At 56.2% G+C, this 19,455-nt stretch carries 25 protein-coding genes, 1 tRNA gene and 1 pseudogene; 19 read left to right on the forward strand and 8 right to left on the reverse strand.

Going from position 1 to position 19,455, the window contains the following annotated elements:
• Positions 1 to 172: 172 nt before the first annotated feature.
• The 7 genes from hgcA (at position 173) to ACJ77P_RS01330 (ending at position 4,154) form a co-directional block, all read left to right on the forward strand.
• Complete coding sequence (hgcA, locus tag ACJ77P_RS01300) at positions 173 to 1,327, forward strand: mercury methylation corrinoid protein HgcA (RefSeq protein ID WP_408998820.1); 1,155 nt, start codon at positions 173 to 175, stop codon at positions 1,325 to 1,327.
• A gap of 57 nt (positions 1,328 to 1,384) precedes the next feature.
• A complete protein-coding gene (locus ACJ77P_RS01305) occupies positions 1,385 to 1,492 on the forward strand; it encodes a 4Fe-4S binding protein (RefSeq protein WP_408998821.1) in 108 nt (35 codons plus the stop codon).
• Between the two features lie 6 nt (positions 1,493 to 1,498).
• Complete coding sequence (locus ACJ77P_RS01310) at positions 1,499 to 1,831, forward strand: DUF3147 family protein (protein WP_408998822.1); 333 nt, start codon at positions 1,499 to 1,501, stop codon at positions 1,829 to 1,831.
• Positions 1,832 to 1,912: 81 nt separating this feature from the next.
• A complete protein-coding gene (locus ACJ77P_RS01315) occupies positions 1,913 to 2,455 on the forward strand; it encodes a YeeE/YedE thiosulfate transporter family protein (RefSeq protein ID WP_367360522.1) in 543 nt (180 codons plus the stop codon).
• Positions 2,452 to 2,982 (forward strand): YeeE/YedE thiosulfate transporter family protein, encoded by a 531-nt coding sequence (locus ACJ77P_RS01320; RefSeq protein ID WP_367360523.1) that lies wholly within the window; start codon positions 2,452 to 2,454, stop codon positions 2,980 to 2,982. Before ACJ77P_RS01315 ends, ACJ77P_RS01320 begins: the two co-directional genes overlap by 4 nt.
• Before the next feature lie 185 nt (positions 2,983 to 3,167).
• Complete coding sequence (locus ACJ77P_RS01325; RefSeq protein WP_408998823.1) at positions 3,168 to 3,527, forward strand: DUF488 domain-containing protein; 360 nt, start codon at positions 3,168 to 3,170, stop codon at positions 3,525 to 3,527.
• 36 nt (positions 3,528 to 3,563) lie between these two features.
• Positions 3,564 to 4,154: a hypothetical protein gene (locus tag ACJ77P_RS01330; protein WP_367360525.1), complete on the forward strand. Its 591-nt coding sequence runs from the start codon at positions 3,564 to 3,566 to the stop codon at positions 4,152 to 4,154.
• A gap of 69 nt (positions 4,155 to 4,223) precedes the next feature.
• Here ACJ77P_RS01330 and ACJ77P_RS01335 read toward each other — a convergent pair whose 3' ends face one another.
• Positions 4,224 to 5,726: an FAD-dependent thymidylate synthase gene (locus ACJ77P_RS01335; RefSeq protein WP_367360526.1), complete on the reverse strand. Its 1,503-nt coding sequence runs from the start codon at positions 5,724 to 5,726 to the stop codon at positions 4,224 to 4,226.
• Between the two features lie 245 nt (positions 5,727 to 5,971).
• The gene (locus ACJ77P_RS01340) at positions 5,972 to 6,817 is read right to left on the reverse strand and encodes a triacylglycerol lipase (RefSeq protein ID WP_367360527.1); all 846 of its coding nucleotides are present in this window, start codon (positions 6,815 to 6,817) and stop codon (positions 5,972 to 5,974) included.
• 238 nt (positions 6,818 to 7,055) lie between these two features.
• On the opposite strand from ACJ77P_RS01340, the gene lexA reads away from it, so the two are divergent.
• The 5 genes from lexA to ACJ77P_RS01365 all read left to right on the forward strand — a co-directional run bounded on the left by lexA (position 7,056) and on the right by ACJ77P_RS01365 (position 11,540).
• Positions 7,056 to 7,643, forward strand: a complete 588-nt coding sequence (gene lexA / locus ACJ77P_RS01345) for a transcriptional repressor LexA (RefSeq protein WP_367360528.1) — start codon at positions 7,056 to 7,058, stop codon at positions 7,641 to 7,643.
• 57 nt (positions 7,644 to 7,700) lie between these two features.
• Positions 7,701 to 7,928 carry a hypothetical protein gene (locus ACJ77P_RS01350; protein ID WP_367360529.1) on the forward strand — a complete coding sequence of 76 codons (228 nt, stop codon included), beginning with the start codon at positions 7,701 to 7,703 and terminating at the stop codon, positions 7,926 to 7,928.
• 235 nt (positions 7,929 to 8,163) lie between these two features.
• On the forward strand, positions 8,164 to 9,276 hold the full coding sequence (locus ACJ77P_RS01355; RefSeq protein WP_367360530.1) for a DUF362 domain-containing protein: 1,113 nt from the start codon (positions 8,164 to 8,166) through the stop codon (positions 9,274 to 9,276).
• Positions 9,277 to 9,479: 203 nt separating this feature from the next.
• Positions 9,480 to 10,331 (forward strand): MoxR family ATPase, encoded by an 852-nt coding sequence (locus tag ACJ77P_RS01360; RefSeq protein WP_367360531.1) that lies wholly within the window; start codon positions 9,480 to 9,482, stop codon positions 10,329 to 10,331.
• Positions 10,332 to 10,343: 12 nt separating this feature from the next.
• Complete coding sequence (locus tag ACJ77P_RS01365) at positions 10,344 to 11,540, forward strand: VWA domain-containing protein (protein ID WP_367360532.1); 1,197 nt, start codon at positions 10,344 to 10,346, stop codon at positions 11,538 to 11,540.
• A gap of 115 nt (positions 11,541 to 11,655) precedes the next feature.
• Here ACJ77P_RS01365 and ACJ77P_RS01370 read toward each other — a convergent pair whose 3' ends face one another.
• Both ACJ77P_RS01370 and ACJ77P_RS01375 read right to left on the reverse strand, forming a co-directional pair.
• Positions 11,656 to 12,195, reverse strand: coding sequence for a hydrolase (locus tag ACJ77P_RS01370; protein WP_408998824.1), 540 nt, complete (start codon positions 12,193 to 12,195; stop codon positions 11,656 to 11,658).
• A gap of 45 nt (positions 12,196 to 12,240) precedes the next feature.
• Positions 12,241 to 12,450 carry a hypothetical protein gene (locus tag ACJ77P_RS01375; protein ID WP_367360534.1) on the reverse strand — a complete coding sequence of 70 codons (210 nt, stop codon included), beginning with the start codon at positions 12,448 to 12,450 and terminating at the stop codon, positions 12,241 to 12,243.
• Between the two features lie 160 nt (positions 12,451 to 12,610).
• Between ACJ77P_RS01375 and ACJ77P_RS01380 the strand changes: the two genes are divergently transcribed.
• Positions 12,611 to 12,775, forward strand: coding sequence for a hypothetical protein (locus ACJ77P_RS01380; RefSeq protein WP_367360535.1), 165 nt, complete (start codon positions 12,611 to 12,613; stop codon positions 12,773 to 12,775).
• Between the two features lie 337 nt (positions 12,776 to 13,112).
• Complete coding sequence (locus ACJ77P_RS01385) at positions 13,113 to 13,388, forward strand: HU family DNA-binding protein (RefSeq protein ID WP_367360536.1); 276 nt, start codon at positions 13,113 to 13,115, stop codon at positions 13,386 to 13,388.
• 465 nt (positions 13,389 to 13,853) lie between these two features.
• Here the strand turns inward: ACJ77P_RS01385 and ACJ77P_RS01390 are convergent.
• From ACJ77P_RS01390 to gltX, 4 genes and pseudogenes are all read right to left on the reverse strand, one after another.
• Positions 13,854 to 14,051 (reverse strand): annotated as a pseudogene (locus tag ACJ77P_RS01390) (tyrosine-type recombinase/integrase); the annotation flags it as partial.
• A 3-nt stretch (positions 14,052 to 14,054) separates the two neighbouring features.
• Complete coding sequence (locus ACJ77P_RS01395) at positions 14,055 to 14,225, reverse strand: transposase (protein WP_408998825.1); 171 nt, start codon at positions 14,223 to 14,225, stop codon at positions 14,055 to 14,057.
• Positions 14,226 to 14,440: 215 nt separating this feature from the next.
• Positions 14,441 to 14,515 (reverse strand) — tRNA-Glu (locus ACJ77P_RS01400).
• Between the two features lie 50 nt (positions 14,516 to 14,565).
• Positions 14,566 to 15,984, reverse strand: coding sequence for a glutamate--tRNA ligase (gene gltX / locus ACJ77P_RS01405; RefSeq protein WP_367360537.1), 1,419 nt, complete (start codon positions 15,982 to 15,984; stop codon positions 14,566 to 14,568).
• A 200-nt stretch (positions 15,985 to 16,184) separates the two neighbouring features.
• On the opposite strand from gltX, the gene ACJ77P_RS01410 reads away from it, so the two are divergent.
• From ACJ77P_RS01410 to rpiB, 5 genes are all read left to right on the forward strand, one after another.
• Positions 16,185 to 16,718, forward strand: a complete 534-nt coding sequence (locus ACJ77P_RS01410; RefSeq protein ID WP_408998826.1) for a DUF177 domain-containing protein — start codon at positions 16,185 to 16,187, stop codon at positions 16,716 to 16,718.
• Positions 16,719 to 16,862: 144 nt separating this feature from the next.
• Positions 16,863 to 17,048 (forward strand): 50S ribosomal protein L32, encoded by a 186-nt coding sequence (gene rpmF / locus ACJ77P_RS01415; RefSeq protein WP_367360539.1) that lies wholly within the window; start codon positions 16,863 to 16,865, stop codon positions 17,046 to 17,048.
• Between the two features lie 174 nt (positions 17,049 to 17,222).
• Complete coding sequence (gene acpP / locus ACJ77P_RS01420; protein ID WP_367360540.1) at positions 17,223 to 17,465, forward strand: acyl carrier protein; 243 nt, start codon at positions 17,223 to 17,225, stop codon at positions 17,463 to 17,465.
• 187 nt (positions 17,466 to 17,652) lie between these two features.
• A complete protein-coding gene (fabF, locus tag ACJ77P_RS01425; RefSeq protein WP_408998827.1) occupies positions 17,653 to 18,894 on the forward strand; it encodes a beta-ketoacyl-ACP synthase II in 1,242 nt (413 codons plus the stop codon).
• A 6-nt stretch (positions 18,895 to 18,900) separates the two neighbouring features.
• Positions 18,901 to 19,365 carry a ribose 5-phosphate isomerase B gene (rpiB, locus tag ACJ77P_RS01430; protein ID WP_367360542.1) on the forward strand — a complete coding sequence of 155 codons (465 nt, stop codon included), beginning with the start codon at positions 18,901 to 18,903 and terminating at the stop codon, positions 19,363 to 19,365.
• The last annotated feature ends 90 nt before the right edge of the window (positions 19,366 to 19,455 follow it).

The following is a 19,455-nucleotide window of genomic DNA, read 5'->3' on the forward strand; positions in this document are numbered from 1 at the left end:
TAAGGTTGCAGGTCCCGGCTCGTGAACCAATAAATCATCTATCTCTATAAAATAACTTGTGAATTATAAATTTAAGTTTTGTTGAGATGGAAATTCGTCTATAGTGATTATCAGAGATGATTCAAAAAGACAAAACGAACGGAAAGGTTTCCGTCGATTCGGGAGTCATGTTATGCCGTCGGAACAGCAGAGCCGGAAGATCATTTCCGGGATCTCATCGAAGACCGCTGGCGACGAAGGGGGTCGGACTTCATCAGATCTTCCCGGCCTTCATCAATCTTTCGTCCGGGGTTTTCTGCACACACCCATCGGCGCTGTTCCCGTCGTGGAAGCCGATCTTTCCCGCCGGGATCTGCTCGGCAGCCTCAAGGTCCGCTTTGGAATCGGCTGGAGGAACTACTCTCTTGATCCGGGCCTCTACGCCCTGGGCAGACCGGACGAAGCGTCGCCGGTGGTGGTTTCGGCAAACGATAAAGCGAGCTTTGACCGTCTGCGGGAGGCCCTTTCCGGCAGGTCCGCCTGGATTCTCGTTCTCGACACGCAAGGGGTAAATGTCTGGTGTGCCGCCGCGAAAGGGGATTTCGGGACGGAGGAGCTGGTCCTTCGCCTGCAGTCCAGCGGGCTGGGAAAGGTGGTGAAGCATCGGCGGCTGATCCTGCCGCAGCTTGCAGCCTCGGGAGTGGCCGCCCAAGAGGTTCGAAGCCGGACCGGCTTTACCGTTTCCTATGGCCCGGTGGAGGCCTGCGACCTTCCCGCATACCTGGATGCCGGGATGAAGGCGACGGAGGCCATGCGGAGAAAGACCTTTCCCCTCCGGGAGCGGATCGCCCTTATTCCCATGGAATGGATTTCCAGCCTGAAGCTTTTGATTCCGCTCTGTCTTTTTTTCCTGCTTGCCGCCGGGATAGACGCAGAATCCGGATGGAAGACGGCTCTTGCCTTCGATTCAGGACTCTTCATGGTCTATGCCCTGCTGGGGGCATTTTTTTCCGGGACGACGGTCACTCCGGCGCTTTTCCCGTGGCTGCCGGGCCGGACGTTTGCCGCCAAGGGGCTGTGTCCCGCCTGGATCATCGTCCTGTTTCTGCTCAATGCCCGGCTGACCTCCCCCCTATCTCTGCCGAGGGTTCTGGAGTCTTTTTCCGTCCTCTTTCTTGTGCCCGCCGTTTCCTCCTTCCTGGCCATGCGATTTACCGGTTCTGCGCTCATTACCTCCCTGTCCGGGGTGCGCAGGGAAATGCGCCTGGCTCTTCCCCTGCAGATCGCCGGAGGGCTGGCGGGTCTGGCGCTCTGGATTGCCGCGAAGACGCTCCGGATTCTTTGGTGAGGAATGTCAAGCAGCCGACAGGAGTGTTGAAAAAGCACGATGGAAACGCTGCTCTGCTTGGAACATGTTGTAACTCTGCAGCTGGACGGGGAAAAGTGCATCGGCTGCGGCATGTGTCTGGAGGCCTGTCCCCGCCGGGTCCTGCTCTGGGCGACAGATGAGTAGCACCCCATGCAGATGCTCATCAAAGTGGTCATCAGTGTGTCCGTTATTGTCCTGGCGACTGCCCTTGCCAGGAGGTTTCCTCTGCTGGCGGGCCTGATCGGCGTCATGCCGTTGACGGGTGCCCTTGTTCTGGTCTGGGTCTATCTTGAGAACGGGGGCGATCCACAGATCATGCAGAGCTTTGCCAAGGGGGCATTCTGGGGCATCCTGCCGACCCTGCTGTTCTTTTTTGTGGCCTTTCTGTGTTTGAAAAAAGGGTGTTCACTGCCGGAGGTCCTAGCCGCGGGTTTTGCCGCCTGGACCGCAGCTGCCTTCCTGCACCAGTGGCTGCTGAAATAAGAGCAGCGGCTTCAGGAACATCGTGTAAGGATCGCCCTGGCAGTCCCCTTGGAATCTTTCTGGAAGAAAGGAGATCGCGTGATGAAGAGAAAAACGAAGGATCGAGGCTGGAGCCCTTACCTCGCCGGGGCCCTTCTGGGGCTCCTGGCCGTCGTCTCCGTATGGGCGACGACCGCTCTGCTGGGGAAGAGCACCTATCTGGGAGCATCAACGACATTCGTCCGTGCCGCCGGCCTTTTGGAGCGGACGGTTGCCGGAGAGCACGTGGCGGCGAACGAGTACTTCAAGAAGGAAAAGGTGCGTGTCGATTGGCAATTCATGCTGGTATGCGGCATTTTCCTGGGAGCGCTGGTCTCGTCCCTCTCCGACAGGAGCTTTAAACTGGAAGGTGTTCCCCCCGTGTGGAAAAAGCGCTTCGGGCCGTCCGTCGGAAAAAGGGCGGCCGGAGCCTTCCTCGGAGGCATTGTCGCCATGGTAGGCGCCCGGATGGCGGACGGCTGCCCCAGCGGCCATGGCCTCAGCGGCATGATGCAGCTGTCGGGAAGTGCCTTTGTGGCGCTGGCGATGTTTTTCTGCGTGGGTGTCATTGTTGCGGCCATTTTCTATGGAAGGAGGGCGTCATGAGCACGGAACAGATACTGGGCCTGATGACGGGTGTGGCCTTCGGGTTTCTTCTGCAGAAAGGTCGCGTGCTGCGATTCGAGAAGCAGCTCGGCGCCCTGATGCTCAGGGACATGACCATCTTCAAATTCATGCTTTCGTCGATCCTCGTCGGCATGGTGGGGATTAACCTGCTATCCGACGCAGGAATCATCACCTTGAGCCATAAAGCCATGAATGTCGGCGCCGTGGTGGTGGGCGGCGCCCTGTTCGGAGCCGGCTGGGCCATCATGGGCTTCTGCCCCGGCACATCCGTCGGCGCACTGGGGGAAGGACGCTGGCATGCCCTGTTTGCCGCCTTGGGCATGGTGGCCGGGGCAGCTCTCTATGCAGAGCTCTATCCTTTTTTCAAATCCACCGTTCTGGCGTGGAAAAACTTCGGCAAGATCGGCCTGCCGGAAGTGACGGGCCTTTCGCCATGGGTCATCATCGCCCTGTTCTGGGCGGCCACGATTTCCCTGTTCGCCTGGTTCGAAAAGAAAGGGCTGTGAAGGGCAACGGCGAGACAACGCGACGGAGATGTCGTATCGGCCGGGTTTGTTTGTAAGGAAAAGTACGGGGAAGCTCACGGTAATCGTTGGCCGGGAAGAGAGGGCCCTCTGAGAGGAAAACGCGTCTGATCCGGCGGGGAAACCCCTGTCGGTCTTCAAGGAAAGTGCTGACGGGCTGAGGCTCTATGAACATCAAGCTGAGAAGGGCTTATGAAGCCCCGCAGGAAGAAGACGGATTGCGGATTCTTGTGGACCGGCTCTGGCCACGCGGCGTGTCCAGGAGTTCGGCTGGGATCGATCTGTGGCTCAAGGAAATCGCCCCCAGTGACGCTCTCCGGAAATGGTTCGGCCATGATCCGGAAAAATGGGCCGGGTTCCGCGACCGCTATGCCGGGGAACTCGACCATAAGCCCGAAGTCGTTGAAGAACTTCGGAAGAATGCCTGCCATGGCACGATCACGCTCGTGTATAGCGCCAAGGACACGGAGCACAACAATGCCGTTGTCCTGAAAGAATATCTGGAATCGGATCGGAACCAGCCCTGAACGCTGTCAGGCTCCAGGGAAAACAAGGAGGCGGCAATGACACATCGGATCGATGAACTGATCGTCAAGATCAAGGAACTTGAAGAGGAAATGGAGATTGAGTTCCAGAGGAAACGGGAAGATCTCCTGACCAGCATCGACAGGAAGCGCTTCCGCCTCAGTGAAGAGGTGGCCCTCCAGCAGCGCCGTTTCAGACAGGGCGTGGTCCGTTTCCTGATCGAAGCGCGGCTGCTCAACATCCTGACGGCTCCGTTGATCTACTCCGGCTTTCTCGTTTTCGTGCTGCTGGACCTGCTGATTTTTGTGTACCAGGGCATCTGCTTTCCCGTGTACGGCATTCCCAAAGCGAAACGATCCGATTATCTCGTCTTTGACCGTGTGGATCTTCCCTATCTCAACGCCATTGAGAAGTTCAACTGCTTCTACTGCTCCTATGCCAATGGCCTGGCTGCCTATTTCCGGGAGGTTGCCGCCCGCACGGAGCAGTACTGGTGTCCCATCAAACATGCCCGCCGGATTATGGCCGCTCACGACCGCTATCCCCGATTTTTCGAGTACGGCGATGGCGAAAGCTACCGCAAGGGGCTGGAGCGGCTGCGCAAGGAATACGAGAAGCAGGGAATTTAAACGGACTGTGCCGATGCCCGGCAGGGCGGCATCATCCGAAACCCCTGCATCCTCTATCTTTCCCGTTCCTTATCCCCTGGACGGGAACAGGGCGTGGTGCGCGTCCCGAAAGCCGTCCTTGCCGGTGGCCAGCATCAGGGTGAGGGGCATGACCTTCCGGGCAAGAACGAGCATGTCGTTCACAAGCCGGCGGATGTCCCACTGGGCGTGAGCGTCGGCCCGCAGGCGGGCCATGTGGTAGAGCTCCCGGGCATTGACCTTGAGGAGGACCCGGCGGCGGTGTGCATTGGTGAGGATGTAGGCGGCGGCTTCCGGAGCCGTTGAGGCGATCCGCTGATAGACCGCTTCCGTCCGGGCAATGACTTCCCGGAAGGTTGGTTCCATGCCGGTTTCCACAATGGCGTCGGGAATCGTGACCCCGAGATCGGGATGGTAGTCCTGAACGGTAAGGGTGGCCATCCGGTGCCGTTTGAGCTGGGCGAAGCAGCTTGCCGAGAGGGTCAGCTCAAAGGTCAGGTCCGCATATTCAAACTCCCTCAGAACCGCATCATGCTCCGATAGGAAGCGGAGGGCCTCCTCCAGAAGGGCCGTTTTTTCGGTGGGGCTCATCCGGTGCACCAGGGTCCGGCATCGGTGGAGGGACAGGGACAACGAGGAATGAAGCAGCGCCGCCAGGATACGTTCATCGGCGTCCGGCGCGGCCTCGATCAGGCGGACGCCGCCCATTTGCCGGCCTTCTTCCCCGCCTTCACCAACCTGCGGATCTTCCCCGTCGGCATATCGGGCCGACAGGGCTCCGCCTGCCCTGCGCAGAGCCGGCCGGGTGTCCCGGTCAAAGGGGGTGGGGTCGGCGTAGCGGATGAGGGACGGCGCAACTTCAAAGGTCCTCTCGTAAAGCTGCCGGCTGATGGCCCGGCACTCCGTTAAGGGATGGGCGGCCAGCCGCCGCAGCATGAGTTCAAGATTCCGGGTGTTGAGGGTCATCCCCAGCTGAGCCTCCGTTGCCAGGGAAACGATGTAGCGGGCGTCCTCCTTGGCCCATCCCTCCAGGATGGCCCGGTTCGCGGGGAGGGCGGCCATTTCCGGATGCTTTTCCAGGACGTAAGGCAAAAGCTTTTCATACAGGGCGTGATAGAGGGCGTTCTGCTCCCCGATCATTTCCCGGAAGGCCTCTTCCAGCCCCGCCTGCCGGACCTCATCGGGAATCACGAAATCGTCAGCCAGCAGGATGTAGCGCTGGGATTTCTCTGTGTAGGAACAGAGGCGGCATTTTTCGATTTCCTCCGCCGCCAGCCGGGAAATACCCAGGATATCGATGTTGAAAACGGCGTGTTCGGCAATGGAGCTGTGTCCCAGACCGAAGACGATGGTCTGGTTGGACTGCCTGGCCTTTTCGACCGTCTCCCGGGCAACGGCCCGCAGCTCATCAACAGGCCGGGGATCGCGGCTTATGCGGGCATAGGCGGCGGAAAGGGTTTCAGGGGTCAGATTGCGCAGATCAGGCCGGGCAGCCTGCAGCTGCCGGATCGTTTCGTAATCCAGGTTATAGCCGGCCAGAAGAATCTTCATCATGAAAAGGCTCCTAATTAGAAAAAACCCGGGCAGGATATCCATGTGCGCGGATTTAATCAAGGGGGGATTACGATCATTCCTCTCGAAGAATGGTCGGGAGGTTCTGCGCGATTTCCCATGTTCAAACGGCCGGTCTTGACGGCTGAATCCAGGGAAAACGGTTTGCGAATGATTCCGGCGCCGTCCCGCCCGTCGATCAAGCGCGGACCCTTCGGTGGGACCGGGCCGGCGGGATCGCTGCGCCGTCAGAGAATGCCGCGGAGCAGTTCGCTCATCTCAGGACAACGCAGATAGCCATAGATCTTGTGATAATTCTTTTTGCCGTCCGGTCCCTGGTAGTTGTTCAATATCAGGTCGTCTTCAACCCTGACGCCCCGGTCGTTGGCCTCATAATCATTCCGGAGGCGGGCATCAAAGGCGACAGGATCTCTCGGGTCAGACAAATTCACCCACCGCTTCACGACGCTGGGGGTGCGGAGAATGTTCCATTCTTTGGCGATTCTCGCTGCAACCGTGGGAAGCCCGAGAGGGGAGCCGATCGTGACGAAATTATCGACTCGATACGTCATATCGGTGTCTCCAAGCTCTCTGAGGGCATCATACGCAATGATGGATCCCATCGAGTGCGCAATGAGGGTGATTCGCCGGTTCTTGCTGCCGTCGATGGCATCTTTCACCAATCCCCTCAGCTCGGTGCGGTTTTCATGGCTGCTGTAATACAGGCCAAGGTCCGTCAGCTTCCTGTTCAGCACGGCCTCGGTAACCAGGCCGAACCCGAACCACTCCTTGGCCTTCTGGATCATGTCGCCCGGAACATCAGAGACATATCCTCTGAGTTGGTCCATAAAGCCGTCCCGGTATTTCTTGATCGGTTGGTCTGAAGGGGTCGCGACATAGGGTTCGGGATCGGGGCTTACCGGATCGGGGTAATTAAGATGCGCCCAATGGACCGGGATATAGTCGATGGTCTGGATGTCGAGGGAGCAGTTTCTTTTTAATCCTTCCCGGATCGCCGCGATCCAATCCTGGGCGTGTTTCTCCCGGGGCGGCTTGTTTGCGAGTCCATGAACACCGATAATGACATAAGACATGATCAGTCTCCTTTCTCATTTTTTTGGAGGATGACGTGCCCTCGGGGCAAAGCAATGATCCAGGAAAAAATCTTGTCTGAATGGCACGGTGAAGTCAAGAAGAAATGGTTCATTAAGCAATATCATATTCAGAAGTTGACTCATCTTTCGCTGTGAGGATCCCTGACCTGGATGAAGAAGATCAACCGGCTGGAAGATTTTTCTTGACAATAGAACGGTCGTTCTATAATAGTGAGTCATGAAAGAAAAACGAACCGTTCAGAGCGTGAAACAACAGATTGCCGCGTTCTTCCGCGAGAGCAGGCGGATGCCGACCTATGAGGAGATGGTGGCGCTCCTCGGCGTAAAGTCGAAAAGCGTTGTGCATTTCTGGGTGGGCAAACTCATCGAGGCGGAGATCCTGGAGCGGGATTCAAAGGGGCGTCTTGCCTGGAAGCAGCGGCCCTTTTCCATCCCCCTGGTCGGAGAGGTCGCCGCCGGTTTTCCCTCTCCGGAAGAAGAGGAGCTGAGGGATATCCTCTCCCTGGATGAATACCTGGTGTCCAGGCCCGAAGCAAGTTTTCTGCTGCAGGTATCCGGCGATTCCATGATCGGGGAGGGGATTATGCCGGGGGACCTCGTGATTGTGGAAAAGGGCCGGGAGCCGAAAAACGGCGACGTGGTGATTGCCGAAGTGGACGACGAGTGGACCATGAAAACCTTTCGAAAAGAAAAGGGCGAGGTCTATCTTGAGGCGGCCAATCCGAACTACCCGCTCATCCGGCCTCGGCAGGAACTGAAGCTGGCCGGGGTGGTCACGGCCGTCGTCCGGAAATACCATACCTAGGGCGGGACTGAGATAACAGACAGAAAACCTGATTTTTCATGTGACAGGAGGGTAGAGATGAGAACAATGACCGCAGGAAACGCCGGATATTTGAGCGGAAGAAATGCCGTGGCCCGGTGCCCCTTTGACCTTGGAAGGCAGCTCCGCCGCTTTCAGCGCTATGTCGAGACTTCCGATTGGGACGAGCAGCTGATCCGATTTGCAGCCCGCTATGACAGGGCCCTCGTATACGTCGTGGCCGGATTGGCTCTTGCCGCCGCTTTCTCCCTGTCACAATCCCTTTGATGTTTCCAGTTTCAGCGGCCGATGCCGCGATACTGAAAACCGGCACAACGCCGAGGCGGATGCACGGCGTTGCGTCGGATGCGGCACGAAATCCAGTCGCCGCTTCTCTTTCCTTCCCGCCTTCGTGAGGCCCCCGTTCTCCATAAGATATCCGGGAATTTAAATAATGGCCCCGGAAAACCTTTAATGATAGAATGGCCGATCTTTGCCGCACTCAGGAGCTTTGGTCCGGTTCATGTCTCTCGTTATGATTCGAAAATCCTCGTACCGGTACGAAACGTTGCAGCCTTTGGTATTCGCCATGCTGGATCGTTTCGGAGGACGGAACCTCTCCGCCCGGAGCCGGGTGCTGATCAAGCCCAATCTGATGACCTACGCCGCCCCTGAACAGGCCCTCTTGACGCATCCTCTGGTCATCAAGGCCGTTGCGCAATACGTCCTGGAGCGGGGCGCCCGCCCCCTCATCGCCGACAGTCCGGCGCTGGGTTCCTTCGGCAGGATTCTTCAGGAAAGCGGCATTTCGGAAGCCCTGGCCCCGCTGAACGTGGAATGCCGCCCCTTTCAGGAATCCCTGAAAATCGACATCGGCCCGCCCTTCGGATTCATCGACATCGCCAGGGAAGCGATCGAGTCGGATTTTATCATCAATCTCCCCAAGCTTAAAACCCACCGCCAGATGATCCTCACGCTGGGCGTCAAGAATCTCTTTGGGTGCATCGTAGGATACCGCAAACCGGAATGGCACATGAGGACAGGGGTCAATCATCCCCTCTTCGCCCGGCTGCTGGTCCAGATTTACCAGCGGATTTCTCCTGCCGTTACAATCCTCGACGGGATTCTGGCCCTGGAGGGGGAAGGGCCTGGAAAACGGGGAGTTCCGAAGGAGATCGGCCTGCTGATCGGAAGTGACAATGCCCTGGCCATCGACAGAACGGTTTGCCGAATCCTGGAACTGGAGCCGGAGGCAATCCCCGTCCTGAAAACCGCCGGTGAAAGGGGGCTTCTGGAAGAGCCGCTTTCCATCGACGGCCAGCTGGAGCCTGTCAGGTCTTTTGAGCTACCCCGGTCCGTGCCGTCTCTGCTCTACGGCCCCCGGATCCTGCAGCGCTTTCTCAGGCTCTACTTCCTTCCCAGGCCCGTTGCCGAACTGGATCGCTGCCGGCATTGCGGGGCCTGCTGGGACATCTGCCCGGCGAAAGCCATCAACGGAAGCGTTCGGCCCCTGAAATTCATCTACGACCAATGCATCCGCTGCTTCTGCTGCATCGAAGTCTGTCCCCACGGCGCTCTCCACACGGTGGACCCCATGCCGGCCCGCCTGGTTCGAATGCTTCTGGCCCGCCGGTGACGGCCGGGAGGAGGACAGTTCAGAGATAAGAAATTATGGTGTTATCTTTATGATTTTATATTAGATCTTGACAAGGCTGCATGGCATGATTATATCTGCGGGGTTGAAGGAATGGAGTTGAAATGCTGTCCGGACCTAAAAAATATTGCAGGTCTTTCCTGCAAAAAATCGGGTTGATTCCCGGAGTTCAAGGAGTTTCCGTTATGAGTGAAAACAAGTCGTTACACCGGTTCGAGGGGGCCTCGAAATATATTCTCGACGAGGAGCTTTCCAAAATCGTCAATGTCTCCATTGCCATTGAAATGCCGCTGCTGCTGAAGGGTGAGCCTGGCACGGGAAAGACCATGCTGGCCCATGCGATCGCAGAAAGCCTCAACATGCCGCTCATTGTCCTGAACGTCAAATCCAGCATGAAGCTGCTGGAGGCTCTCTATCAGTATGACACCCTGACGCGTCTCAATGACAGCCGTTTCGGTGATTCTAAACGGGATGTGAGCGATATCGAAGAGTACATCAAGATGGGCAAGATCGGCCAGGCCTTTGTGGCCGATGAGCGCACGGTTCTGCTCATCGATGAAATCGATAAGGCGGATACGGATTTTCAGGACGACATGCTCGACGTGCTGGACCAGATGCAGTTCGACATCATCGAAATCGACAAGACGATCAAGGCGAAGCATCGGCCGGTCATCATCATCACGTCCAACGCCAAGAAGGACCTGTCGGACCCCTTCCTGGGGCGCTGCAACTTCCATCACATCGCTTTCCCCGATCCCGATGTCATGAGGCAGATTGTGGATGTCCATTTCCCCAGCATCAATGACGACATGGCGGAGGCCTGCATCGCCACCTTTTACCGGCTGCGGGAATTCCGAGGCATCGAGAAGAAGCCGGCCACGCGGGAACTGATCAACTGGATTCGCGCCCTCAAAGCGGATCCGGACTTCAAGGTCGGCAAGCTGCGAAGGGGGGATTCGCCCTACCTCGGCATCCTGTTCAAGAAGAGCGCGGATTTGAATCTTGCCGCCCAACAGATGTCACGCCTGAGAATGTAAGGGGGGATTTTCTTGTTTACGCAATTTTTTTACACCCTGCGCGAGAAGGGGATCCCGGTATCCCCGACTTCCTTCCTCCGGCTGCAGAAGGCGTTGGGATTGGGGATGGTGACCTCCCTCGAGGATTTTTACACGGTGGCCCGCTCTATCCTGGTCAAGAGTGAGCGCTATTTTGATCTTTATGATCAGATCTTCGCCTATCATTTCAAAGGGGTGGCCCTGGAGGAGCCCGATATCGAGGAAATATCGGACGTTGTTCGGGCCATGCTGGAGGACTGGCTGAATAAGGATCCCGGGGCGTTGGCCCGGGAGCTGGGCATCGACGAGCAGGAGATGCAGAAAATGACCCCGGAAGAGCTGGTGCAGTATTTCCTCGATCGCCTCAAGGACCAGACAGAGGAGCACCACGGGGGACACAAGTGGATCGGCACCGGGGGGACCTCACCCGTCGGCCATTCAGGTTACCATCCGGGAGGAATGCGCGTTGGCGGCCGTTCCCGGAACAAATCGGCCATCAAGGTGGCCATGGACAGGCGTTATAAGTCCTATTCCCTGGAAGGCCCTCTGACCCAGCGCCAGATGGGCGAGGCCCTGAAGCGTCTGAGGCGCATGGTTCCCGAGGGGCCGAAAGACATCGTCAATGTGGACAAGACCATCTATGAAACGATGCGCAATGCCGGCGAGGTCGAGATTGTCTTTGACCGCCGGATGACGGACCGCCTCAAGGTGATCCTGATGATCGACAACGGCGGCTGGTCCATGGATCCCTATATTCAAGTGGTGCAGACCCTGTTCAGTTACGCCCGCACCCAGTTCAAGGATCTGAAGATCTACTATTTCCACAATACCGTCTACGATCATGTCTGGCAGGATCCGGAGCGCCGCCACAAGGCGGAGGCCATCGAGGATTTTCTCCGCAAGGAGCCGGATACGCGCCTGATCATGGTGGGAGACGCCAGCATGGCACCGTCGGAATTGATGCATCAGAATGGGGGGATTTACTATTTCCATCGGTCCTCTATTGCCAGCATCGAGCGGCTGAAAATGATGGCTCGGACCTTCCGCCATGCCGTCTGGCTGAATCCCCAGCCGGAGTGGGAATGGCGCCATACCTGGACCATCGGGATTGTCCAGGATGTCTTTCCCATGTTCGAGTTGACCCTGGACGGTCTGGAGAAGGCGGTCCGTCACCTAGTGTCACGCAATTAACAGTCCAGGGTTTTCTGTTTCTTATTGCAGCGGCGGCCGGCTTTTCCGCCTCCGCCGCTGAATTCGGCCCTTCCTTGCCTTTCTGTCATGCCTAACAGGGGTTTCCCCCCGCTGTCTACTTGACGATTCTGAAGATGTCTTTAAATTTTTCGGAGGCGGCTGTCCGTAAAAGCTCGAAGAGGACCGCCTCCGTGCAGGTGAGTCTGCCGCCGGCATCCCCCATCATCTTCAAACCGATCTCACGGTTCCGGGCTGTCCGCGAGGAGACGGCGTCGGCGACGATGTACACTTCGTAGCCCGCTGCGAGAAGATCCCGGGCGGTCTGGTAAACGCAGATATGTGTTTCAATTCCCGTCATCAGGACCTGTCGGCGTCCCGTTTTCTCCAGGGTTTCCCGGAAGCCGGGATTCTGGAAGCAGCTGAAGCTTTCCTTGGCGATCGGGGTCATGCCTTGGAACAGGTCGGCGATTTCAGGGATCGTCGGTCCCAGTTTGGCCGGAATCTGTTCGGTGACGATCAGGGGGATGTCAAAGGTCTGTATCCCCTGGATGATTTTCCGGGCGTTTTCAAACAGTGATCCCCGGTCGTCCATGGCCTGTGCCAGATTGCCCTGGATATCAATGACGAGCAGAATGGTCTGATCGATAGTCAGCATGCTGAAAACCCTCCTTTATCCTTAAAAGCGCTGGGCGCTGTTGCGTTATAGTGGGCCATCGGTTCCGTTTAACCGTTCCCGGTCATTGCGGATCGCGGCAAGCTGCCGATGGATTTCGATAAGGGCCTTGTCCTGGGCGGCGAGATGATCGAGAATCGCCCGCAATTCCTCTTCCTCTTTCACATTGAGATCACGGATGTTGCAGAAGGGAGGATGCCGATGCTCATAGGGTTCGGGAAAACGCGGAGAACTCATAAATCGCACCTCTTGGTTGATCCGGTGAGGATGTTCTTTCGGGTGCGATTATAGAAAGGGTCGGACAAAGTATCAAGACGGAATATCCCGACGGTTTGTTTGGAGAGGCTCATGGCATTCCTTTTGACAATTCTGCAAAGATGTTATAGCAAGTCGTCCCATGGAAAGATATAAGCAAGAACTCCTGAAAAAAATCGGCCTTACCGAAGAAGATCTGCAGAAGTCCTCCAAGCTTGTCAATCCTTCGGAGGAGCAGATCATCGACGGATTGGAAAGACTGCTTGAAGAGCTTATCAAAGAGGAAGAACAGGAAAAGGGCGATTGAGCGCCCCCTGCCGTTTCGATGGGCTCCGATTTCATGCGCCGCGGCGTCTTCTCCTACACAGATGCCTGACTGCGGCCTTTCGTGTCTAAGTAGTGAGATCGGGCAGAGACGAACCCTCAGAGTAGCCCTCTCTCATCCGGACCGCATCGACCGGGTACAGGAGCTGTAAAAGACCCTCCGGGAAGGTTTCTCGAAATATTCTTCCGCTATTTGTTGATTTAACAGAACATTTCTATTGACTTTTAGCAGAATGGCCTTTAAATGCTGATTTAGCGAGTGCGTGTGCGGTGTAAGTGTTGTGGGCAGTGACGAACGACATTGATGAGGAGGGGTAGAGATGAATAAAGGCGATCTGGTTGAAGCGGTAGCGAAAGTTGTCGGGAAAAAGAAACTGGCGAGGGAAGCCGTGGGATGTGTTCTCGAATCAATGACCGAAGCACTTAAAAAGGGCGAATCTGTAACACTCATCGGTTTCGGCACGTTCAAGGTTGCGAAAAGGGCAGCCCGAACCGGAAGAAATCCGCAGACAGGAAAACCGATCAAAATCAAGGCGAAAAAGGTCCCAAAGTTTACGGCCGGCAAGATGCTCAAGACTGCCGTGGCAAAAAAATAACGACATCCGTTCTTTAAAGAAAGGGCTTCCCGTGTTTCACTGAACATGAGAAGCCCTTTCTTTTTTGCGCGAGTTTTAAGCGCAGTGAATCAGCGAAGGGCAAGGCAACCATTTCCGCTTGTTTGCCGAACGGGAATGAGGCGCAGGCCGAATGGGGGTACAGAGCGAAGCGGAATATAAAGACATCTAATCACGAAAAATTATCTGTATGATGTCTATTGATAATTTCCTGTAGCCAAGCGAGGGACAGTCTCGGCCGCCGTGCAATCTTGCAATCAGATATCGTCGGGCACATGCCGTGGGTGTCTGCCCGAAGCGCAATCAAAACAGGATTCTTAACGGGCTAATTCTCAAGGAAGTGAGCCGATTCCTCAAGAAGGAACGCCGCCCCTGTTTTTCGATGAAGAATATCCTGTGAAGCGAGCCCGCCCCTCTACTCCGAGCCCTCAGAAGAAATGTCTGACATCAATCGTCGGCATTGGGCATGAGCTTATCCGGCGGACTCCGCAGACCGCGGATATCGCGGGACATCACATGGGTATATATCTCCGTTGTCTTGACATCCGCGTGGCCGAGGAGTTCCTGAATGACGCGGATCGTGACCCCGTTTTCCAGCATGTGCGTGGCAAAACTGTGACGCAGCGTGTGACATCCCACTCTTTTGGTTCATCCGGTTAATGAGTACCTCTGGGTATGCAGGTGATAGAGTCGGAGTTTGAAGTATTCCATATCCCTGAATCCATAGGCCTGCTTCTTTAAGGTTTTAAGCTTGTTGTTTGTGCCCTCAAGGGCGGCATTTGCAATGTGATGCTTGAAATAATTGAGAGATATTGTCAATAGTTGTGGTCCCTCGGTCTTAAATGACGTTCACCCGGTCAGCATCAAAAAGCTTCAGCGGTTATTGAGACACCAAACGCAGACTACAACAGGGATATACCTCAAGAAGATTGATGATCTGGCCGTTGGATTAAGGCTTTTGGAAAAGAGGGACGCACCTCGGGACACCCAAATAAAAAAAGCAGTTATCTAATTAGATAACTGCATGTATTTATTGGTAGTCCCACGGGGAGTTGAACCCCGGCTTCCGGCGTGAGAGGCCAGCGTCCTAACCACTAGACGATGGGACCATGAGGGCAGTTTCTATGCAACAACACAGAAAAAGTCAAGGCAAAAGATTTCAGGACAAGCGGTGATTCCGGATGTACGACACCGCTCGCCGGATGCGTGAAGACACACGCTCTTTTCCAAGGGTCAGCATGATGTCATCGAGGCCTGGGCTGGCCGTTTTCCCGGTCAGGGCGATGCGGAGCGGCTGGGCGATTGTCTTGAGCTTGATGGACCTCGCTTCGGCCAGGTTGCGGAGAAAGGCCTCAATCCCTTCCTTGGAATAATCCGAGAGCGTTGTCAGCTCATCCGCAATGGCTCCCAGATGGTCGGCGATTTCCGGGGTGAGGAATTTTGCCGCCGCATCGGCGTCGATGGGCGGCTCATCGGTGAAATAAAAGAGGCTGGATTCCACCATTTCGGGAAGGGTCTTCGCCCGGGCCTTCAGATCACGGACAATGTGCAATCCATAATCGGAATCGGTCACGTCAAGGCCTGATTTTTTCCAGAAAGGCTGAAGAACATCCAGGAGTTTCTCTTCCGGATAGGATTTGATGTAGTGCTGATTCAGCCAGAGAAGCTTGTCGGGATTGAAAACGGCGGCGGATTTGCCGATGCTTCCCAGGTCGAACAGTTCGATGAGTTCATCCAGGGCAAAGATTTCCTGATCTCCGTGGGACCACCCGAGACGAACAAGATAATTGACCAGGGCCTCCGGCAGATATCCCAGCTCCTTGTAAGCCATGACGGATGTTGCCCCGTGCCGCTTGCTGAGGCGGGTCTTGTCGGCGCCGAGGATCATCGGCACATGGCCGAACTGGGGGATCTCGTAATCCAGGGCTTCGTAAAGGAGAATCTGCCGCGGGGTATTGTTGACATGGTCGTCGCCCCGGATCACATGGGTGATGTTCATCTGGGCATCGTCGACCACAACGGCGAAATTGTAGGTCGGGTAGCCGTCGCTGCGCTGAATGATCAGATCATCCAGCTCTTCATTGTTAAAGGAAATCTTCCCCTTAATGAGGTCCTCGACGATTGTCGTTCCTGTCTGGGGGCAGCGGAACCGGACAACGGCTCCATCGGAGGGGGGAAGTTTTCTATCCCGGCAGGTTCCGTCATATTTCGGCTTCCTGCCTTCCGCAAGGGCCCGCCTCCGCTTCTCCTCCAGTTCCTCGGGTGTGCAGACGCAGTAGTAGGCCTTGTCCTCGTCAATCAGCTTCCGGATCATTTCCCTGTGGATGGTAACCCGTTCGGCCTGGAAATAGGGTCCTTCATCCCAGTTCAGCCCGAGCCACTCCATGGCATCCAGAATCGCACGGGTTGATTCCTCTGTGGAGCGCTGCTGGTCCGTGTCTTCGATTCGCAGCACGAACTTCCCCTGCGAATGCCTGGCGTAAAGCCAGCTGAACAGGGCCGTGCGCGCCCCTCCGATGTGAAGGTAACCTGTCGGCGAAGGGGCGAACCGGGTCCGAACCTGTTTATTTTTCTGCATTATATTCGTTTCCTCAGGGAATTGTAGTGTGACCTTTATAGGACCAGCGTTCATGGTTTGTCAAGGCGGTTTTCGAGCAAATTGTACTTGACAAGGATGGATATTTATAATCTAATCCTCACCTTTATATAAGAGATTCACAGGGTTACAGGTGGCATCTCCGGTTAAAAGCCTTACGATTTAATGAGTTATGGTGCATCTTGAAAATTAATGTTCTGATGGTGCCGGAAGCGGGCCTCGACCTCCATTTCGATTTTACGGAGGGCTGGTTCCGGAATTTTCTGGCGGATGGCGAGTCAGACATCCTCAGCATCCCCCAGGCAGCCGTCTCCTGTCATGTTTCCCGGGCTGGGGAGGCGGTGTTTGTCGAGGGGAAGATCAATGCCGTTGTAGAGACCCTTTGCTGCCGCTGCCTGGAGACCGTCCGGTTGCCCGTGGACTTTGATTTCCGTTACACGTTGATGCCGGTCAGAGAGAGCATGAAGGATGGCGTGGAACTGCAGGCGGAGGATCTGGAATTCGGCTTTTATCAGGGAGAGGTCGTTGATCTGTCGCCTTTGATCTATGAACAGATCATGCTTCAGATTCCCATGAAGGTTCTTTGCCGTGAAACCTGCAGGGGATTGTGTCCCCAGTGCGGCGCGAATCTCAATGCAGGAACCTGCGGCTGCCGGGCGGCTCCGGGGGATGACCGATTCGCCGTTTTAAAAAATCTCAAGATTCCCGGGAAGTAACCTGAAGAAATATACCAACGGAAAGAGCTGTTTCCAAAGAGTTCACCCTTAAACGGGCCTGCGGGGCGGGATGGGTGAAGAGAGTGGTCGTAATCATTAAACACTATCAGTTTTCATGACATATAAAAGGAAAGAGGGATTACCATGGCAAATCCGGTAAAGAGACATTCCAGAACAAGAAGAAATATGAGAAGGGCGCATGATTTTCTGAGCCCCGTTCAGGCTTCGGCCTGTCCCCAGTGCGGCAAATTCAAGCTGCCTCACCATGTCTGTCCCTACTGCGGGACCTACAAGGGTCGGGCTGTCATCAAAGTGGAAGACCTTGGCTGATCCGTTTTTCCGGTTGAAGCGGGGCGACTGCCAGGTGCGGTTTTGCTTCTTGAAAAACTTCAGCCGTCATGAAAAAAAACGTCTTTTAACCTGAAGCGGCGGGAACATCATCCCGGGGGATGCCGCGGAAAAGCGACTTGATTTCAGGAGCGAAAGTGCGGGGAGGAACAACAGGTGACGCTGGAAGAAAAAGTTCTAGAAATTATTGTCGAACAGCTGGAAGTGACAAGGGAGGAGTGCGTCCCTGAGGCATTCTTTATTGATGATCTCGGGGCTGATTCTCTTGATTTGGCGGAATTGCTGCTGGAGATGGAAGACACCTTCGATGTGGAGATTTCCACCGAAGAGCTCAAGAAGATCCGTAAGATCCAGGATGTAATCGATTTTCTCAAGGCGAGGAATGTAACCTGGGATTGAAAGCGCCCCGGTCCGGATCTTCGATCACGGGCGATCGGCCTGGCCGTCCCGCCTCCCCATGTTGCAGGGGCTGTGCGAGGATGACAGAGAGGAAGCCTCCAGGGGCGGGATGCTCTGTTTCAGGGCCCGGCAACCGGAACGTGACGAAGCGTCGATTTAACAAAACAACTTGAAGGGAATGCGTTCCTTGAAAAGGAGAGTCGTCATAACCGGTATGGGCGCTGTGACGCCCCTGGGAAACTCCGTTGCGGAGACATGGGCTGGAATCTGCGCGGGACGCTCCGGCATAGGACCGATAACGAAATTTGACGCCTCGGATTTTGAAACCCGCATAGCCGGGGAGCTGCAGAACTTCGATCCGATCGCTTACGTCGGCAAAAAAGAGTTGCGACGTCTCGATCCCTTTATTCTCTATTGCCTGGCTTCAGCGGAGATGGCCGCCGCCGATGCGGAGCTGACCCTTAAGGATTCCCAGGCCCATCGTGCGGGTGTCGTGATCGGTTCGGCCATCGGCGGCCTGACCACCCTGGAAAAGCAGAAGGAGATTCTCCTGCGCAGCGGCCCCCGTAAAATCTCCCCTTTCACCGTTCCTTCGGTGCTATCCAATCTGGGGGCTGGAAATGTCTCCATACGCTTCGGCGCCCGGGGACCCATCGGCTGCCCCGTCACGGCCTGCGCTTCCGGAACGACCGCGCTGGGCGACGCCTTCCGGCTCATCGCATCGGGATATGCCGATGTCGTTTTTGCCGGAGGAGCTGATGCCGCGATCACCCCGATGGCTGTGGCCGGCTTCACCGCCATGGGCGCTCTTTCCCGGAGAAACGATGAACCGCGGAAGGCCAGCCGCCCCTTCGACCTGGACCGCGACGGATTCGTCATCGGCGAGGGATGCGGCATTCTGATTCTTGAAGAGCTTGATGGCGCCAGGGCGAGAGGGGCAAGAATCCATGGAGAAATTCTGGGATACGGAACGACCGGCGACGCGTTTCACCTGGCCGTCCCGCCTCCCGGTCATGAGGGAGCGGTCCGGTGCATGCAGGCCGCCTTGCAGGATGCCGGGATCGGCCCTTCCGATGTCGATTATGTAAACGCCCACGGCACATCGACACCCCTTAACGACCGGTACGAAGTGGAGGCCATCAAAACCGTATTTGGAACCTCGGCCGGTCGACTTCTGGTCAGCTCGACAAAATCCATGACGGGTCACCTTCTGGGCGCAACAGGGGGCGTGGAAGCGATCCTTACCACGAAGGCGCTTGAATCAGGGATCATTCCCCCGACCATCAATCTTGAGACGCCTGATTCCGGCTTTGATCTGGATTTTGTTCCCCAATCAGCGCGGAAGAGCGATATCCGGATCGCCATGTCCAACACCTTCGGCTTCGGCGGGGTGAATGCAACCATCATCTTAGCGAAATATTTCGAGTAGACCCCTATGGCTCAAACCATCATTATCGGCGCCGATCACGCCGGCTTTCTTCTCAAGGAAGAGATCAAATCCTTCCTGGAGGAAAACGGCTGGATCGTTCAGGATGTTGGAACGGACAGCGAGACCTCCGTGGATTACCCGGATTACGGGGCGGTGGTGGCAAAATCCGTCGCTTCAGGTCTTTTTGCCCGCGGAATCCTGGTCTGCGGTTCAGGGGTCGGCATGGCCATCGTGGCCAACAAATTCGCCGGAATCCGGGCGGCGGTCTGCCTGGATACGGAGACGGCGCGGCTGAGCCGCCTGCACAACGATACCAACATCCTGATCCTCGCCGGCAGGCGGACCCGGCCCGAAACAGCCAGAGAGATCGTTGCGGTCTGGCTGGAAACACCCTTCGAAGGGGGGCGCCATCGGGGCCGCCTGGACAAGATCCGGGCGCTTGAAGACGCGCGAAGCGGCTTTGATCCGTAAGGGGGCGGGACAGATTCCTTCAGGTGTGGGTCCCACGGTATTCGATCCGGGACAAAGCGTCAACATCCGCAGAACATGCAAGATTGAACA

Origin of the sequence: Syntrophus buswellii (assembly GCF_046097065.1) — a bacterium.
Lineage (GTDB): Bacteria > Desulfobacterota > Syntrophia > Syntrophales > Syntrophaceae > Syntrophus > Syntrophus buswellii.

Excerpts from the sequence above, each read along its gene's own strand:
- hgcA (WP_408998820.1), top strand. The coding sequence starts at position 173 with ATGCCGTCGGAACAGCAGAGCCGGAAGATCATTTCCGGGATCTCATCG.
- ACJ77P_RS01310 (WP_408998822.1), top strand. The coding sequence starts at position 1,499 with ATGCAGATGCTCATCAAAGTGGTCATCAGTGTGTCCGTTATTGTCCTG.
- ACJ77P_RS01315 (WP_367360522.1), top strand. The coding sequence starts at position 1,913 with ATGAAGAGAAAAACGAAGGATCGAGGCTGGAGCCCTTACCTCGCCGGG.
- ACJ77P_RS01320 (WP_367360523.1), top strand. The coding sequence starts at position 2,452 with ATGAGCACGGAACAGATACTGGGCCTGATGACGGGTGTGGCCTTCGGG.
- ACJ77P_RS01325 (WP_408998823.1), top strand. The coding sequence starts at position 3,168 with ATGAACATCAAGCTGAGAAGGGCTTATGAAGCCCCGCAGGAAGAAGAC.
- ACJ77P_RS01330 (WP_367360525.1), top strand. The coding sequence starts at position 3,564 with ATGACACATCGGATCGATGAACTGATCGTCAAGATCAAGGAACTTGAA.
- ACJ77P_RS01335 (WP_367360526.1), bottom strand. The coding sequence starts at position 5,726 with ATGATGAAGATTCTTCTGGCCGGCTATAACCTGGATTACGAAACGATC.
- ACJ77P_RS01340 (WP_367360527.1), bottom strand. The coding sequence starts at position 6,817 with ATGTCTTATGTCATTATCGGTGTTCATGGACTCGCAAACAAGCCGCCC.
- lexA (WP_367360528.1), top strand. The coding sequence starts at position 7,056 with ATGAAAGAAAAACGAACCGTTCAGAGCGTGAAACAACAGATTGCCGCG.
- ACJ77P_RS01350 (WP_367360529.1), top strand. The coding sequence starts at position 7,701 with ATGAGAACAATGACCGCAGGAAACGCCGGATATTTGAGCGGAAGAAAT.
- ACJ77P_RS01355 (WP_367360530.1), top strand. The coding sequence starts at position 8,164 with ATGTCTCTCGTTATGATTCGAAAATCCTCGTACCGGTACGAAACGTTG.
- ACJ77P_RS01360 (WP_367360531.1), top strand. The coding sequence starts at position 9,480 with ATGAGTGAAAACAAGTCGTTACACCGGTTCGAGGGGGCCTCGAAATAT.
- ACJ77P_RS01370 (WP_408998824.1), bottom strand. The coding sequence starts at position 12,195 with ATGCTGACTATCGATCAGACCATTCTGCTCGTCATTGATATCCAGGGC.
- ACJ77P_RS01375 (WP_367360534.1), bottom strand. The coding sequence starts at position 12,450 with ATGAGTTCTCCGCGTTTTCCCGAACCCTATGAGCATCGGCATCCTCCC.
- ACJ77P_RS01380 (WP_367360535.1), top strand. The coding sequence starts at position 12,611 with ATGGAAAGATATAAGCAAGAACTCCTGAAAAAAATCGGCCTTACCGAA.
- ACJ77P_RS01385 (WP_367360536.1), top strand. The coding sequence starts at position 13,113 with ATGAATAAAGGCGATCTGGTTGAAGCGGTAGCGAAAGTTGTCGGGAAA.
- gltX (WP_367360537.1), bottom strand. The coding sequence starts at position 15,984 with ATGCAGAAAAATAAACAGGTTCGGACCCGGTTCGCCCCTTCGCCGACA.
- rpmF (WP_367360539.1), top strand. The coding sequence starts at position 16,863 with ATGGCAAATCCGGTAAAGAGACATTCCAGAACAAGAAGAAATATGAGA.
- rpiB (WP_367360542.1), top strand. The coding sequence starts at position 18,901 with ATGGCTCAAACCATCATTATCGGCGCCGATCACGCCGGCTTTCTTCTC.